Origin of the sequence: Castellaniella sp. (assembly GCF_034675905.1) — a bacterium.
Taxonomy (GTDB): Bacteria; Pseudomonadota; Gammaproteobacteria; order Burkholderiales; family Burkholderiaceae_B; genus Castellaniella.
The window spans coordinates 232,415-247,526 of record NZ_JAUCCV010000002.1 but is presented as its reverse complement, the minus strand read 5'-3'; the positions used below and the strand labels follow the sequence as shown (position 1 = coordinate 247,526).

At 60.5% G+C, this 15,112-nt stretch carries 13 protein-coding genes; 6 read left to right on the top strand and 7 right to left on the bottom strand.

Features of this window, described 5'->3' with window-relative positions; translation table 11 throughout:
• Positions 1 to 51: 51 nt before the first annotated feature.
• The 3 genes from VDP79_RS02355 to VDP79_RS02345 form a co-directional block, all read right to left on the bottom strand.
• A complete protein-coding gene (locus VDP79_RS02355; RefSeq protein WP_323016634.1) occupies positions 52 to 1,221 on the bottom strand; it encodes a vWA domain-containing protein in 1,170 nt (389 codons plus the stop codon).
• 40 nt (positions 1,222 to 1,261) lie between these two features.
• Complete coding sequence (locus VDP79_RS02350) at positions 1,262 to 1,876, bottom strand: GNAT family protein (RefSeq protein WP_323016633.1); 615 nt, start codon at positions 1,874 to 1,876, stop codon at positions 1,262 to 1,264.
• Between the two features lie 70 nt (positions 1,877 to 1,946).
• Positions 1,947 to 2,807: a MoxR family ATPase gene (locus VDP79_RS02345; protein WP_323016632.1), complete on the bottom strand. Its 861-nt coding sequence runs from the start codon at positions 2,805 to 2,807 to the stop codon at positions 1,947 to 1,949.
• 154 nt (positions 2,808 to 2,961) lie between these two features.
• Between VDP79_RS02345 and VDP79_RS02340 the strand changes: the two genes are divergently transcribed.
• Together VDP79_RS02340 and VDP79_RS02335 are read left to right on the top strand one after the other, a co-directional pair.
• Positions 2,962 to 3,318, top strand: a complete 357-nt coding sequence (locus VDP79_RS02340; RefSeq protein WP_416233030.1) for a c-type cytochrome — start codon at positions 2,962 to 2,964, stop codon at positions 3,316 to 3,318.
• Between the two features lie 9 nt (positions 3,319 to 3,327).
• The gene (locus VDP79_RS02335) at positions 3,328 to 3,684 is read left to right on the top strand and encodes a cytochrome c (protein ID WP_323016630.1); all 357 of its coding nucleotides are present in this window, start codon (positions 3,328 to 3,330) and stop codon (positions 3,682 to 3,684) included.
• A 70-nt stretch (positions 3,685 to 3,754) separates the two neighbouring features.
• Here VDP79_RS02335 and VDP79_RS02330 read toward each other — a convergent pair whose 3' ends face one another.
• Positions 3,755 to 4,186 carry a DUF1841 family protein gene (locus VDP79_RS02330; protein WP_323016629.1) on the bottom strand — a complete coding sequence of 144 codons (432 nt, stop codon included), beginning with the start codon at positions 4,184 to 4,186 and terminating at the stop codon, positions 3,755 to 3,757.
• 184 nt (positions 4,187 to 4,370) lie between these two features.
• Between VDP79_RS02330 and icd the strand changes: the two genes are divergently transcribed.
• Positions 4,371 to 5,627: an NADP-dependent isocitrate dehydrogenase gene (gene icd / locus VDP79_RS02325; RefSeq protein ID WP_323016628.1), complete on the top strand. Its 1,257-nt coding sequence runs from the start codon at positions 4,371 to 4,373 to the stop codon at positions 5,625 to 5,627.
• 497 nt (positions 5,628 to 6,124) lie between these two features.
• On the opposite strand, the gene VDP79_RS02320 is transcribed toward icd, so the two are convergent.
• The 3 genes from VDP79_RS02320 to VDP79_RS02310 all read right to left on the bottom strand — a co-directional run bounded on the left by VDP79_RS02320 (position 6,125) and on the right by VDP79_RS02310 (position 10,339).
• Entirely contained in the window at positions 6,125 to 7,303 is a 1,179-nt protein-coding gene (locus VDP79_RS02320) for an ABC transporter substrate-binding protein (protein WP_323016627.1), read from the bottom strand.
• A gap of 145 nt (positions 7,304 to 7,448) precedes the next feature.
• A complete protein-coding gene (locus tag VDP79_RS02315) occupies positions 7,449 to 8,483 on the bottom strand; it encodes an ABC transporter ATP-binding protein (RefSeq protein ID WP_323016626.1) in 1,035 nt (344 codons plus the stop codon).
• Positions 8,484 to 8,497: 14 nt separating this feature from the next.
• A complete protein-coding gene (locus VDP79_RS02310) occupies positions 8,498 to 10,339 on the bottom strand; it encodes an iron ABC transporter permease (RefSeq protein WP_323016625.1) in 1,842 nt (613 codons plus the stop codon).
• A 255-nt stretch (positions 10,340 to 10,594) separates the two neighbouring features.
• Here VDP79_RS02310 and VDP79_RS02305 point away from each other — a divergent pair, with 255 nt between their 5' ends.
• Genes VDP79_RS02305 through VDP79_RS02295 form a run of 3 tightly spaced genes read left to right on the top strand, consistent with a single transcriptional unit; the run spans position 10,595 to position 15,067 of the window.
• The gene (locus tag VDP79_RS02305) at positions 10,595 to 11,767 is read left to right on the top strand and encodes an ABC transporter substrate-binding protein (protein ID WP_323016624.1); all 1,173 of its coding nucleotides are present in this window, start codon (positions 10,595 to 10,597) and stop codon (positions 11,765 to 11,767) included.
• A complete protein-coding gene (locus VDP79_RS02300) occupies positions 11,764 to 13,755 on the top strand; it encodes an ATP-binding protein (protein WP_323016623.1) in 1,992 nt (663 codons plus the stop codon). The genes VDP79_RS02305 and VDP79_RS02300 overlap by 4 nt, the downstream gene beginning before the upstream one ends.
• On the top strand, positions 13,748 to 15,067 hold the full coding sequence (locus VDP79_RS02295; protein ID WP_323016622.1) for a sigma-54 dependent transcriptional regulator: 1,320 nt from the start codon (positions 13,748 to 13,750) through the stop codon (positions 15,065 to 15,067). The genes VDP79_RS02300 and VDP79_RS02295 overlap by 8 nt, the downstream gene beginning before the upstream one ends.
• The last annotated feature ends 45 nt before the right edge of the window (positions 15,068 to 15,112 follow it).

The window sequence follows — 15,112 nt, the reverse complement described above, 5'->3', positions numbered from 1 at the left end:
GAAAGAGAAAGTGACGAAAGAATCGCCGGCAACAGCGGGCAGGGAAGGGTGTCATTTTGACAGCAATCGCATGGCTTGTTCCAGACCGTCCATCGTCATGCCATACATGCGATCGTGCATCAGTTCGCGGACGATGGCGATCGACTGGCGGTACTGCCACGAACCGGAGGGTTCGGGGTTCAACCAGGCGGCATGCGGCCAGTGGTTCAGGATGCGCTGCAGCCAGGCGGCGCCAGTTTCGGCGTTGTTGTGTTCGATCGAGCCGCCGGGGTATAGCAGCTCATAGGGGCTCATGGATGCGTCGCCCACCAGGATCAGGCGCCAGTCTTCACCGTAGCTGCGCAGCAGGTCCTGGGTGTCGATGCGCGCTCCGTGACGCCGTTCGTTGTGGCGCCAGACGGATTCGTAGGGGCAGTTGTGGAAGTAAAAGACTTCCAGATGCTTGAATTCGCTGCGGGCCGCTGAAAACAGGGATTCGATGCGGGCGATGTGATCGTCCATGCTGCCGCCTACGTCCAGCAGCATCAGGACCTTGATGGCGTTGTGGCGTTCAGGCACCCAACGCAGGTCCAGCAGACCGGCCTGTTCGGCGGTTCCCCGAATGGTGCCGGGCATGTCCAGTTCCAGGTCGGCGCCCTGGCGGGCAAAGCGCCGCAGGCGACGCAAGGCCATCTTGAAATTGCGCGTGCCCAGTGTTTGCTGATCGTCGTAGTCCCGATAGTGGCGCTGTTCCCAGACCTTGACGGCGGTGCGGTTGCCAGCGGACGGGCCGCCGACGCGAATGCCTTCCGGGTGGTAGCCGCCATGCCCGAAAGGGGATGAGCCGCCCGTGCCTATCCATTTGCTGCCGCCCGCGTGGCGCTCTTTTTGCTCGGCCAGCCGTTCGCGGAACATCTCCATCAGGCGGTCCCAGCCGTGCTTTTCCAGCGCGGCTTTTTCCTCGTCGCTGAGGTGTTTGCGAAATGTCTGCTGCAGCCACTCTGCGGGGATGGATGTGCCGCCGGCTTGCTTCTGCAGCTGACCGATGAAGACGGCGAATACCTGGTCGAAGCGATCGTAGCGGGTTTCGTCCTTGACCAGCGCCATGCGGGCCAGATGGTAGAAATCTTCGGTGCTGGTCGGAGCGGCCGGGCTGCGCAGCAGTTCCAGCAGGCTGAGGTATTCCTGGATGGAGACGGGAATGCCGGCGCTGCGCAGGCGGGTGAAAAAATCGATCAGCATGGCCGGGTGGAAGACATCGACATCAAAGCGGCTGGCGGGTTCAGCCGCGTGGCCGCTGCAGTTGATACTGCAGGTGGGCGCGGACCTCGGGCCATTCACCTGCCGTCAGGCTGTACATGACGGTATCGCGCACCGTGCCGTCTCGGCGCAGCGCGTGGTGGCGGATCACGCCGTCGCGGCGGGCGCCCAGACGTTCAATGGCGCGTTGCGAGGCGATGTTGTAGTTGTCGGTGCGCCAGCCCACCACCGCTGCCCCCAGCGTCTGAAAAGCGTGTTCCAGCAAGAGCAGCTTGCAGGTGGTGTTGACGTGCGAACGTTGCCGGGACAGGCCATACCAGGTGTAGCCGATTTCCAGACGCGCCACCGCGGGCACGATGTCGTGGTAGCGGGTCGTGCCCAGGATGGCGCCGCTGGCGGCGTCCGTCACGGCGAAAGGCAGCATATGGCCGGCTGATTGCCCTTGCAGCGCCGTGCTGATGTAGGCATCGGTCTGGTCCGGTTCCGGCACGGAGGTGACGCGCAGATTCCACAGTGCCCCGTCGGCGGCGGCGGCTCGCAAGCCTGCTGCATGTTCCGGAGTCAGCGGAATCAGGCGGATGCCGTGGTCTTCCAGTGTGACGGGGGCGGGTAGCAAGGCGAAGGCGTGTGTGCTCATGGACGGGGTCCAATGGGAGTTGGGAAAAGGTGCGGCAGCGGGGGCAAGCGGATGGCCGGTCGTCTGTTGCTTAGCGTCCGCGCTGCGCCAGGGCGGTGAGCCGCTGCAGCAGGTTCAGGTCCTGTTCGTTTTTCAGCAGCGCGCCGGCCAGCGGCGGGATGTCGCTTTGGGCCAGTGTTTGCGGCGCTACCGATTCGGCCAGCAGCAGGTGCAGCCAATCCAGGAATTCCGAGGTCGATGGGCGCTTTTTCAGGCCGGGGACGTCGCGCAGGCGGAAAAAGACGTCCAGGGCCGCCCCCAGAATGTCTTCGCGCAAGTGCGGGAAATGCACGCCGACGATGTCGCCAAGCGTCTCGCGATCAGGAAATTCGATGTAGTGGAAAAAACAGCGCCGCAGGAACGCATCGGGTAGGTCTTTTTCGTTGTTCGAGGTGATGACGATCAACGGTTTGTGCCGCGCCTGGATGGTCTGCCGGGTCTCGTAGACATGGAATTCCATGCGGTCGAGTTCGCGCAGCAGGTCATTGGGGAATTCGATGTCGGCTTTGTCGATTTCGTCGATCAGCACCACGCAGGGGGATTCGGATTCGAAGGCCTGCCACAGCACTCCCTGCACAATGTAGTTGCGGATGTCGTGGACACGATCATCGCCCAGCTGGGAATCGCGCAGCCGAGAGACCGCGTCGTATTCGTACAAGCCCTGCTGCGCCTTGGTGGTGGATTTGATGTGCCATTGCAGCAGGGGGCGGCCCAGCGCGCGGGCGACTTCTTCGGCCAGCAGGGTTTTGCCGGTACCCGGTTCACCCTTGATCAACAGTGGGCGCTGCAGGACGAGCGCCGCATTGACGGCCATTTTCAGGGCGTCGGTGGCCACGTAGCGATCGGTGCCTTGGAAGCGTTGAGGGTCGGGAGAAGCAGCGGCGTCAGGCATGGATTAGGCGTGGAGTTGGCAGGTTGTTATAGGGTTCAATATTCGATGACTGTCTGTATCGAGTCAACTATCGTACAATCGATGTGCCTCATCGGCCCGGTAAGAGGGTGGTCGATGCCGACATTAAAATTCGAAACACGAGACAAGAGGCCATATGAAGTCACAAGGAATGACAAAGCATGGTGTGGGGGCTGCCGGCTTGCTGGTGTCCTGTCTGTTTGCAGGCTCTGTCCTGGCAGCGGACCCCCCGGCGATTCAGGGTGATGCGCAAGCAGGCGCCCAGAAGGTCTCCATGTGCATAGGATGCCATGGAATTCCGGAATACAAGGCGGCCTATCCCGAGTTGTACCATGTCCCTATGATTGCGGGTCAGAACGCGCCCTACATCGTCGCTGCGCTGAAAGAATACGCCAGCGGCGCGCGGGCCTTCCCGACCATGGATGCCATCGCCAAGTCCCTGTCCGAACAGGATATGGCCGACGTTGCAGCCTATTACTCCAATCTCAAATAGGGGAACACCATGCGAGCATTCTGGATTGCCCTGTTGGGGTGCGGTCTGATGACGGCGGGCGCTCAGGCCGCCGACCTGAACGCCGGCAAAGCCGCCTTTGAAAAATTCACTTGCGCGTCCTGCCATGGCGCAGATGCCAAGTCGCCCATCATGCCGGACTATCCGATCCTGGCCGGACAGCATCAGGACTATCTGGCGCACGCCCTGGTGGCTTACCAGCGCGGCCAGAAAGGCGAGCCGGCCTCGGCCAATGTACGTAAGAACGCGGTGATGGGGGCCATGGCCATGCAGTTGTCGGCGACGGATATCGTCAATATCTCATCCTGGCTGGCAACACTGCCGACCCCGCTGGCAGTACGCAAATAGGCGATTGCCGGTTCAATGCAGTCCAGAGCGGCCCACGGGCCGCTCTGTTATTGATGCGGATTGTTTGAGGTTACGCCGTGCGGCTGGCGTGGCGGCGGATCAGGTCCAGATAGTGATCATTGTCTAGCGGCTTGCCCAGGCGTTGGGCTTCCCAGACAACCTCGCCCAGGGCTTCCATGATGATGTGGGCCGCGTCGTGTTCGTCGTGCGTCTGCAGCAGGCCGGTCCAGGCCGCCCGGATGCCGGGCGGATGGTCGATAGACAGCTGTTCCTGAATCGCCAGATGCATGGACAGGTGCAGAAACGGGTTCGTGCGGCCGGCTTCGACAGGGTAGTCGCGCTCAGCGGCATCGGGGTCCTGCAGGTCGTCGTGGTATTCAGGATGGCGTTCGACCAGATCGGCTGCCATGGTTTCCAGCGGCGTCAGGACACCGCCTTCCCGGCGTTTGCGCCAGGCAGCGGTAAAGAAATCGCGAACCTGTTCTTTGGAGGGGTTGAACATGGGGTGGGCAGAAAGATTGATCGGGCGTAATCTTCATTCTAGCGGTTTGGCGTCCGACGAATGCGGACTGCGATGGGCAACTGACGCCCTGCAGGACAGTTTACGTTAAACTCTTATATAAGACTGCTATCCACGCTATCAGATCCCCTTTTTGAACAACAACCCCAGCAACACTGGAGCACACATGTCTTATCAGCACATCAAGGTCCCGGCCGGTGGTCAGAAAATCACGGTCAATGCCGATTTTTCCCTCAATATCCCTGACGAACCCGTCGTTCCCTACATCGAGGGTGATGGTACGGGCCAGGACATCACTCCGGTGATGCTGAAGGTCGTGGATGCAGCGGTAGCCAAGGCATATGCGGGCAAGCGCAAGATCCACTGGATGGAAGTCTACGCTGGCGAGAAATCCACCAAGGTCTACGGTCCGGACGTCTGGCTGCCCGAAGAAACCCTGGAAGCAGTCCGCGACTACGTGGTGTCCATCAAAGGCCCGTTGACCACGCCGGTCGGCGGCGGCATCCGTTCCTTGAACGTGGCCCTGCGCCAGCAGTTGGATCTGTATGTCTGCCTGCGCCCGGTGCGCTATTTCAAGGGCGTTCCTTCGCCTGTGCGTGAGCCGGAAAAGACCGATATGGTCATCTTCCGTGAAAACTCCGAGGACATCTACGCCGGCATCGAATTCGAGGCCGAATCCGACAAGGCCCGTCAGCTGATCGACTTTCTGCAGAACACCCTGGGCGTCAACAAGATCCGCTTCCCGGGCACGTCGGGCATCGGTGTGAAACCCGTGTCGCGCGAAGGTACCGAGCGCCTGGTGCGCAAGGCCATCCAGTACGCCATCGACAATGATCGCCCCACCGTGACCCTGGTGCACAAGGGCAACATCATGAAGTTCACTGAAGGCGGCTTCCGTGACTGGGGCTACGCCCTGGCCCAGAAGGAATTCGGCGCCCAGCTGATCGACGGCGGCCCGTGGTGCAAATTCAAGAACCCCAAGACCGGGCGCGACATCACGGTCAAGGACGTCATCGCCGACGCGTTCCTGCAGCAGATCCTGCTGCGTCCGAACGAATACGACGTGATCGCCACGCTGAACCTGAACGGCGACTATGTGTCCGACGCCCTGGCAGCCCAGGTCGGCGGCATCGGCATTGCTCCGGGCGCGAACCTGTCGGATTCCGTCGCCATGTTCGAGGCCACCCACGGCACGGCGCCGAAATATGCCGGCAAGGACTACGTGAACCCCGGTTCATTGATCCTGTCCGCGGAAATGATGCTGCGCCACATGGGCTGGACCGAAGCAGCCGACCTGATCATCAGCAGCATGGAAAAATCCATTCTGTCGAAAAAAGTCACCTACGACTTCGCTCGTCTGCTGGAAGGCGCCACGCAAGTGTCGTGCTCCGGCTTCGGTCAGGTGATGATCGACAATATGTAAGCCTGTCTACCGTCGTATCGGGTAGTACACGAAACCCGCATCCTTCATAGGTTTGCGGGTTTTTTCTTTTGGTTGCTCATAGAACGTCGTATAGGGTGGTATCCATTCATGCCTCATTTTTTGAGGCAATTTACGAGGTATTCAAGATGCCGTAATGTCTCAAATACCTGGATTTCGAGGTACCACTGCACGAGGCCGCTATGCGACATGTGAACTACACGCTCACAGCGACCCGGATCAACCACGCGAAGCCGGAGGACAAGTCCTGCAGCGCACCGATGGGGGCGGCTTGACGCTGTCAGCGCTGTCCAGCGGACTCGAAACAGAGCGTCATAGGACGACAAGTTCAAAGGCTTTCGGGGGTGCATTGCTTCGTCGTACTTCATCATGAAAAACACCCCAAAGCTGGGATTGGCGTCCAACTTTTGGGGTGCAGTTCAGCCTTCGAAAGAAGGCAGGGCTTTTTTCATATCCTGCGGACAAGGGCAGGGGTCGGACTATCGACTGCTGACGGTCCAGAGATCACGCCAGTACTGGAGTTTCTTGAAATCTTCAGGTGTGGTGTCCGAGTTGTTGACGAACATCTGAGCGGTGAGCTGGCCTACACCGGATGGTTCGTCGTCGGGCATTTTTGCGTTACGGTTCGTGGAAATTTTACCGTCTTCCATCTGCGGTTGCATGCCTTCGGCTGACATCATGTAGTGCACGAACAGTTTGGCGGCATTGGGGCTTTTTGTGCCTGCCGCGATGACGGCCACGCGGGGTGTCAGCTGGCCGATCCAGGGCGTCATCTCTTTGCAGATGGCCAGCGGGAAGTTTTCGTTCTTGGCATGGCTGAAGATCGCTGCGCTGACGAAGCCGATGACGGGGTGCTCGCTTGTGCTGGCGCCGACGATAGGACCGACGTCCGTATCGCTCTTTTGCACTTTGACCTTGTTGTTCGCGAAACGTTTCACCCATTCCGCCGTGGCGGTAGGTTCTTTGGTTTCGATGGGCTTGCCGAAGTACGCCTCGTAGGCTGCTTTCATCTTGGTATCGGCGTTGTCCGCAATCTGGTTGAACCAGAACATCGTTTCGTTACGCAGTAAGGGATCAGGAATGCTGATCTTGCCCTGCCATTTCCGATCGGTCAGCGCCCACAGATTATCCACCGGACACTTGTCACCAAAGACGGCGGGGTTGTAGGCCCATACCCATGCATTCAGGCTGGTGATGGCCGGGTGCTGATATTCGGTCGGGGTTTCGTCTTTCAGGTCGGGCGGCATCCAGCTGACGGCAATGCCCTGTGGCAGAAACTGCGCCGTGACGTCGGGCAGATTGCTCATGTTGAATGCGTCATGCCGCACATTGCGGGCCTGCGCTTCGCGCACCAGGATTTCTTCCTGGTTCGAGGCCGACATTTTCACGCCTGTCGCTTTGATCCCATATTTTTCGGAGAATTTCTGGGCCATGACCTTGATCTTGCCGGTCGCGTCCACGACCGTGATGGGGTCTTCCTTTTTGGCGGCTTCAATCAGTTTGTCCAGGCTGTACTGAGCATCGGGGATACCCAGATCAGTACTGCCATCGGATGCGGCCTGGGCGGTAGCGCCGTATCCGGCCAGCAGCAATGCCGCCGCAAGGGCCGATGCCGGGAACAAGGTTTTGTGTATCTGAGCCGATGTCGAGTGTCTCACAGTCATCTCCTTTGTTTTAATCGTGTTATGCGCCAGTGGCGACTGGTTTACTGCTGATGTTACCTGTCTTCGGTCTGTCAGAGAGTCCGGCCGTTACGAGGGCAATCGGTTTCCATCTGCGTGGAAAAGATGCAGATCGGCCTGATCAACCAGGAAGCCGGTCTGTTCCCCCACCTGGAGGCGGGGGGGGGATATTGGTGGTGGCAAACAGCTTTTCACCCGCCACAGTGAGTTCGATGATCCAATTGCCGCCAGTCGGCATGATGCCGGTTGCGGTGGCCTGCCCGGAATAGCTCGTGGCGGAGACGGCTTCGGAAAAATTCCCAAGGCGCATGCTTTCGGGTCGTATGCCCGCCGAACCCTGGCAGGGACCAAGGCCGGCGCCATCCAGATAGGTGCGCAGCGATACCGATAGCGCAGAGTCCGCGCCTGACCCCAGTTCGATGATGTTCATGGGCGGACTGCCGACGAATTCGGCGACAAATCGGTTGCAAGGGCGGTTGTAGATGTTTTCGGGGCTGTCCAGCTGCTGCAGTGTTCCTTCGCGCATGACGGCGATCGTGGTGGCCAGAGTCATGGCTTCCCACTGATCATGGGTCACGAAGATGATGGTGGATCCGGACTCAAGATGGATTTTCTTGAGTTCGGCACGCATCTCAAGCCGCAGTTTGGCATCCAGGTTGGACAGCGGTTCGTCCATCAGGATGACGTTTGGCTGCATGACCAGCATGCGTGCCAGCGCGACGCGTTGTTGCTGACCGCCGGATAGATCCGATGGATAACGATCGCGATATTGGGCGATCCCCAGCTTTTCCATGACCTCGCCCGCTGCCGCTTGTCTGGCTTTGCGGTCCATGCGGCGCAAGGCCAAGCCGAAATCTATATTGTCCTGCACGGTGAGATGCGGCCACAGCGCGTAGCTCTGGAAGACGAAACCCATGCCGCGCTTTTCGGGCGGCACGAAGATGCCCGCTTTGGTGGAATCGAATACTTGCTCGCCGACTTGAATTTCACCGGCTGTGGGGTGTTCCAATCCGGCGATCATACGTAGCGTGGTGGTTTTTCCGCAGCCTGAAGGGCCGAGTACGCAGAGGAATTCGCCGTCGTTGATGTCGAGGTCCAGGTTTCTGACGGATGCAGCAGTGCTGCTGCCATAGCGCTTTTCAATTCCCCGTAGCATGATTCTCGGCACGATCAACCTCCCAGTCCCGACGCCAGACTTGTCTTCGTCGTTTTTTGCAAAAACAGTGTTCCAAAGAATGCGATTGCCGACAGCATCAACACCACGGCATTGGCAGCTTGGCCATAACCGAAGTCAACCAGCCGTATCGCGTAGGTGGTCAGTAAGTCGGTTCCGGGTGTTGCCAGCATGATGACCAGGCTCAATCCTTTAAGCCCCGATATGAAAGGCAGCAGGATGCCGGCGGCCAGTGGCCCTTTCTGGATAGGGATCACCACGCTCAGCAGGCGTTTCCACCAGCCTGCGCCTGCAACCTGGGCCGCTTCTTCCGGGTCCTTGCCAAGCTGCATCATGGCGGAGATGCCGGCGCGCGACGCAAAGGGCATCTGGTCGGCCAGCAGGGCCAGAATCAAAATGAGCGCCGTTCCGTAAAGGGCAGGAATCGGCCCGTGGGGTACCGCGAAAATCGATAGGCATGCTGCCGCAAATGCGATGCCAGGCACCAGATAGGGCAGGAAAGTGATATATCGCAGATAGGCGCCGATGGATTTGAGCGACGTGCGCACCACGACGTATCCGACCAGCATGCCGAGCACCCCTGCGCCAACGGCTGCGATGCCGACAATCCAGAGAGAGTTCCAGGCGGCTTGCCAGAATTCAGGGGTGACCAGGATGCCGGTGCGTAGCGCCGTGGTGGGGAGATCGTGGCCTGTCCAATAAGCCCAGGTAAAGTTGTCGAGCGCAAAGTTGCCCGGTGTGCGCATCACGGTGCTCAGGAACAGGACCGTCAAGGGGATCAGGACGCTGACAGTAAACATGGCGCTGGCGAAAACGGTCATGGGCAATCGCCAGGATCCAAGCCTTTGGGTGCGGTTCATCGAACCTTTCGAACCGATCGTGATGAAGCGGCGCGCCTCGCGTACCAGACGGGCATCGATCAGGACGGAGAGAGAACCGATCAGGATGATCACACCGGCCAGCACGGCGGCTTCGCCGCCTTGTCTGGCGGTGACGCTGCGAAACAGGGATGTGGCAAGCACATCGTATTTGACTGGGGCCCCCAGTATGTAGGCCACACCGAAATCTCCCAGGCACTTTGCGAAAATCAGTGTGACGGCTGAGAGTAGAGAGGGACGCATCAGCGGAATAATGATTTTTCGGGCGACGATCCAGGGGCGCGCGCCCAGCATGCGCGCGGAATCCTCGAGCTGAGAATCAAGAGAGCGCAGGGCGTTGCCGAACAGCAGAATGATGAACGGCGTGTAATGCAATGCCAGGACGATGGTGATGGGAAATTGACCATAGGCAAGCCAGTCGGGCGGCTCGAATCCTAGGGATTCCAGCAGTCCCGGTTGGCCGCCGACGGTGCGGTTCAGAAAGATCGAGCTCCATGCCAGTGCGATGGTCCACGACGGCAGCATGTACGGAACAATGAGCGCGGTCGCGAACCACTTGCGTCCCAGAATGTCGGTTCTGCTGATCAGCCATGCCAGAATGCCGCCGCCGACCAGGGCGATGGCCATTGCCCCGAACGCGATGCTGAGTGTATTGATCAGCGGGTTCCATAAAATATCGGGTGCGACGATGGACTGGAATACCCGTTCCAGGTGGTAGTACGTGAAGGCCCCGATTTTTTGGCCTGTGCGCATTGCATCAGCATACTGGACCCGGAAGGCGTCGCTTAGCAGTGACACAATAGGCGCGGCGATCAGGTAAGAGAACAGCAGTGCAGTCAGGATGCCGATCAGCGCCGTCGGCTCGCTCAGTGCGATCTTCAGGCGGTATCTTGAAAATATCAGGTTCCTTGTGTCACGACCTTGTGGAACTGCTTCTTCACGATGCGTCGCGTGATGCACTGTGCCTCCGTGTAAGACGACTGTATGTTGACGAGGATCCGCGGTGCGGTCCTGATTCCTTGCTGGTTCAATGTTTGCCAAGTCTTGTCTGTCCCGCGTGGCTTGTCAAGAAGGTCATCAGCGAAGAGAGTGCCGTATATTGTCACGATCAAAAAAGGCGCTTCAGAAACGTGAGTGTGGAGGATGCAAACATTGCGGCGTACAAGTAAAGCGCGGCCCTCAGCCCGGAGCCGTCCGATGTGGATTCGGGGCTGGATGTCCAGGCTGCTCTTTTTGCTGGCGATCCTGGCGCCGCCTGTCGTCTTCGCGACGACGGAACTGCGGATCATCACCTCGTACCAGGCCGATATGGTCGACCCGCTCCTCGAGGTGTTTGCGCAGCGTCACCCGGATATCCAGGTCCGGGTGCTGAACAAGAACACGCCTGCCGCCGTGGATGAAGTGCTGGCCGGCAACGACCGGCGCTTTGACCTGTTCTGGGCCTCTGCGCCCGAGGCCTTTGTCGTGCTGGAAGATGCCGGCCAGCTGCTGGATCTGGGCTTGGGGGCGCATGCGGATTTCGCGTGGTCGGCGGTGGGTTGGACGTGGCGCAGCGCTCAGGGCGCCGCGCAGGATTTCCAGGTGCCGCAGGACTGGAACGATCTGCTGGATCCTGCTTTTTCCCAGAGTATCGTGATGTCTCATCCGATGCGCTCGGGCACGACGCATTCGTTGCTGGAAACCATTTTGCAGGATCGCGGATGGCGGGCAGGATGGGCATGGATCCTGGAACTGGCCGGGCAGTTGAATACGATCTCCGCCCGCAGCTTTGGCGTGCTGGAAGGCGTCCAGAGGGGTGAGGCCGAGATCGGGCTGAGCATCGACTTTCTGGCGCTGACGCGCGGGGTGGACGGCTTGGCGTTTCGCTATGGTCGCCCGGTGCTGATGATTCCGGCAAGAATCGCCGCGTTGCGAGGAGGCCGACACACGGATGCGGCGCTCGCATTCATGAAGTTCCTGCTGTCCGAAGAAGGTCAGCGTACTTTGTTGCGTCCCGACATCCGCCGCATTCCTGTGGATCCTGTCGTGCGGGCGGAATTGGCGGAATCCTTGCAGCCTGAGATCCGGGCGGCCTTGAATTTCAGCTGGTCCCGGTACGATGCCAAATTGGCTGCGCGGCGGTACTGGCAGGTCAATCAGGTTTTCGAAGCCTTTGTCGCGCGCGACTTGTTGTTGCGCCGTGATCTGTGGCGCCGTCTGCGGGCGCTGGATCGGGCTCCGGCGGCTGAGCGCGCTCGCATCCGGCGCTTGCTGACCTGGATGCCGATGACCGAACACCAGGCGCGCTCAGCCCCTCAGACACGCGAGACCCTGGTGGCGTGGGCCGAGCGGTCTCACACGATGCTGCTCGAGGCCGAGGCGTACATCCGTTTGCTGGAATTGCCATGAGACGATGGCGAGGCTCGATCAGAGGCCGTGTGCTGGCCGTACTGCTGCTGGTCGTGGTGATTGCGGCTGGCGTGCTGGCGGTGGGGATGGCCGTGATGCTGCGAGCCGAGCGCGATTTCCACATGCTGGCCCAGGATCGGATTCCGGCGGTTGCCTTGGCGGGCGAATTGGCCGAGGCTACGGGTGAATTGGCTGCGCTTGCCATGCAGGTGGTTGCGGATCCTGCCATGCCCGCTACGCAGGTGTCTCAGGCCATCGACAAGGCCACACGGGGAGTCCAGGCGGTGCTGGCTTCGCCTGTGCTGCAGGCCGTGCCGGAACGCGCCGCGACCCGCGTGGCGACGGGGGCGGCGGAACGCGATCTGCGCGAGGCCTTGAATCATTTCAGCCGGATCGGCGCGGATCTGGCTCGTCATGCACGCGAGGAAGCCCAGGCGGGTGTCGACTTGCGCTGGATCCATGCCGATGTGCAGGATCAGGTGCAGGGGATTCTCAGCGACCTGTCCTTCAATATGGATACGCAGCTTGCCGCGCTGGTCGTCGAAACCGATCTGGGGGTGCGGCGCGCGGCGGAACAGGCTCTGTCGCGCGACTGGCTGCTGCGCGACCGGGTACAGCAGATCGGGTCCGAGGCTGCCACCCTGACGGCGCTGCTATTGCAGGCGCGCTCGGCCAGCAGCCTGGATGTGCTGGAACAGACACGTGGGCTGGGCCGCGACACGCTGGACAGGCTGGCGTTGGCGCAGCTGAATCTGGCGCCGCGAGTGGGAATCAGATTGCTGGTCCAGGCCCTGGATCGCTTGAAAGCCCTGGCGACGGGGGAGGGGAACGTCTTCGCGCAGCAAGCGCAGCGGCTGGATCTGCACCGGTCCGCCGTGACCCAGCTGCATGCCGCGCAGGCGGCTCTGGCGCGGATGCAGGCGGCGCTGACCGAGCTGGGGCGGTCCGAACGCATCGGAGCGCAGCACAGTGCCGATGCGGCTGCCTCTGCCATTCGCAGCGGTTCAATCTGGCTGGCGGTGGTGACATTGCTGGGAGTGGTTGCGACAACCCTTATCTTGGTGCTTGGCGTCCATCGCCGCATTCTATTGCGGATCGAGGCCTTGTCAGAGGATTTGCGGCGCATTGCTCGAGGCGATCTGACGGCGGGAAAGGCCAGTCTCGATCTGGCGCATGCCCGACCGGATGTTGACGACGAAATCGCCGACATGACGCGGGCGGTGGATGTGTTTCGCGCTTCGGTGCGTGAGCGCCAACAGGCGATCGAGCGCTTGGAGCTGACACAGCGCGATCTGGTGCAGGCAGGCAAGATGGCCGCGCTGGGCCAGATGTCCGCTGCCATCAGCCACGAAATCAACCAGCCGCTGGCTGCCATCGGCTATCGGCTGCACAATCTCGGCGTGGCTCATCCTGAGATCCGTCCGGCGCTGTCGCGAATCGACGCGCTGCTCGAGCGGATCACCCGCACGATCGGCCATCTGCGCCGTATTGCCCGTCGATCCGCTCATCGCAACAGCCGTGTGCTGGTGGCCGAGCCGATGAACGCCGCGCTGGAGCTGCTGGATCACCGTTTCCGCACCGAAGGGGTGGCAGTGCAATGCGATGATCTGGACGGGCTGGCGGTCGCTGCCGATGAGATTCTGCTGGAACAGGTCTTGTTGAATATTCTGGGCAATGCGCTGGACGCCATCCTCGCGCGCGAGGAGGCATCCGCGCAAGGCCTCATCCGGATCGAGCGGGATGGCGGCGATCCGGTCAATTTGTTGATCCGCGACAATGGCGTGGGCCTGGGCGGGCAGAGCGGGCAAATCCTGACGGATCCCTTTGTGACGACAAAAGAGCCGGGCAAGGGGCTGGGGCTTGGGTTGTCGATCTCATTTAACGTCATGCAGGATATGGGCGGGCACTTGGAGATCGAGCAGCAGGCGCAGGGCGGGGCTGTCGTGCGGCTGCGCCTGAAGCGCTGGCAAGGAGACGAAGATGAGTGATGTGCAACACGTGATGTTGGTCGAAGATGACGCGGACCTGCGGCTGGCCACGATCGAGACGCTGGAGCTGGTTGGGTTTCAGGTGCTGGGTTTTGCGGACGCGACTGCCGCGCTGGCAGTGCTGACCGCCGATTTTCCCGGTGTGATCCTATCGGATCTGCGGATGCCGGGTCTGTCGGGCCTGGATTTCCTGGATAGGGCGCGCGCGCTTGCGCCAGATGTGCCCTTTATCCTGATCACCGCGCATGGCGATGTGCCTGCCGCGATGCGCGCCATGCGCGGCGGTGCGCATGATTTTCTGGAAAAACCCTGTCCGCCCGAACTGATGTTGGATGTATTGCGGCGCGCACAGGCTATGCGCGGTCTGCATCTGGAAAACGTGCGCTTGCGCGATCGCTTGGAACGCAATGCAACACCTGAGGAACTGTTGATCGGACGCTCCCCTGCCATGCAGGAACTGCGTCGGAAAGTGCGGACCTTGGCCGGCTTGTCGCTGGATTTGCTGATCGTGGGCGAAACCGGCGCTGGTAAGGAACTGGTGGCTCGTGTGTTGCACGATCTGTCTTCGCGCGCCAATGGCCCTTTGATCGCCATCAATTGCGGGGCATTGAATGAAGCCGAGGTGGATCGTGAATTATTCGGTACCGGTGACAATCCCGGCCTGATTGCTCGGGCCGAGGGGGGAGTACTGTATCTGGACGAGTTGGAGTCCATGCCGGATGCGCTTCAAGTGCGCTTGCTGCGTGTGTTGGACGCGCGCGAGATTACACCCCTTGGCGCTGCGCCGCGCCCGGTAGATATACGCATCTTCGGTAGTGTGAAGCGGTCGCCGGATGCGTTGCTGGCTGACGGAGTGCTGCGGCCTGATCTGTTTCATCGCTTCAACGCCGCATTGCATCTGCCCCCTTTGCGCGATCGTAGCGATGATGCTGCGTTGCTGCTCGCTCATTTTCTTGCCCAAGCCACGGCACGTCACGATCTGCCCAAGGTCCATATTGACGATGCGCTGCGGCGGCGAATTGCCTGGCACGACTGGCCCGGAAACGTTCGTGAAGTCCGTAATCTGGCCGAACGCCTGTCTATTGGAATGGATCCTGGGCTGCCGGATCAGGACGGACACAGCCGCGAAACCGCCCGCCCCGGCTATGACGCTGCCATGGATGATTTTGAGTCCCGTTTGCTGCGCGCCGCACTGATCGAAACCGGAGGCCGCAAGACGGAGGCTGCCAGCTTGCTGGGCATTCCGCGTAAACGGCTGTATCTGCGGCTGCGTCATCACAAGCTGCTGGACAGGGCTGATCCGAGTCAATAATGACCCATTCCGTGTGTCGTTATTGACTCAATTTCTCCTTAAAAA

Coding starts and splice junctions, on each gene's coding strand:
- VDP79_RS02355 (WP_323016634.1), bottom strand. CDS start 1,221: ATGCTGATCGATTTTTTCACCCGCCTGCGCAGCGCCGGCATTCCCGTC.
- VDP79_RS02350 (WP_323016633.1), bottom strand. CDS start 1,876: ATGAGCACACACGCCTTCGCCTTGCTACCCGCCCCCGTCACACTGGAA.
- VDP79_RS02345 (WP_323016632.1), bottom strand. CDS start 2,807: ATGCCTGACGCCGCTGCTTCTCCCGACCCTCAACGCTTCCAAGGCACC.
- VDP79_RS02340 (WP_416233030.1), top strand. CDS start 2,962: ATGAAGTCACAAGGAATGACAAAGCATGGTGTGGGGGCTGCCGGCTTG.
- VDP79_RS02335 (WP_323016630.1), top strand. CDS start 3,328: ATGCGAGCATTCTGGATTGCCCTGTTGGGGTGCGGTCTGATGACGGCG.
- VDP79_RS02330 (WP_323016629.1), bottom strand. CDS start 4,186: ATGTTCAACCCCTCCAAAGAACAGGTTCGCGATTTCTTTACCGCTGCC.
- icd (WP_323016628.1), top strand. CDS start 4,371: ATGTCTTATCAGCACATCAAGGTCCCGGCCGGTGGTCAGAAAATCACG.
- VDP79_RS02315 (WP_323016626.1), bottom strand. CDS start 8,483: ATGCTACGGGGAATTGAAAAGCGCTATGGCAGCAGCACTGCTGCATCC.
- VDP79_RS02305 (WP_323016624.1), top strand. CDS start 10,595: ATGTCCAGGCTGCTCTTTTTGCTGGCGATCCTGGCGCCGCCTGTCGTC.
- VDP79_RS02300 (WP_323016623.1), top strand. CDS start 11,764: ATGAGACGATGGCGAGGCTCGATCAGAGGCCGTGTGCTGGCCGTACTG.
- VDP79_RS02295 (WP_323016622.1), top strand. CDS start 13,748: ATGAGTGATGTGCAACACGTGATGTTGGTCGAAGATGACGCGGACCTG.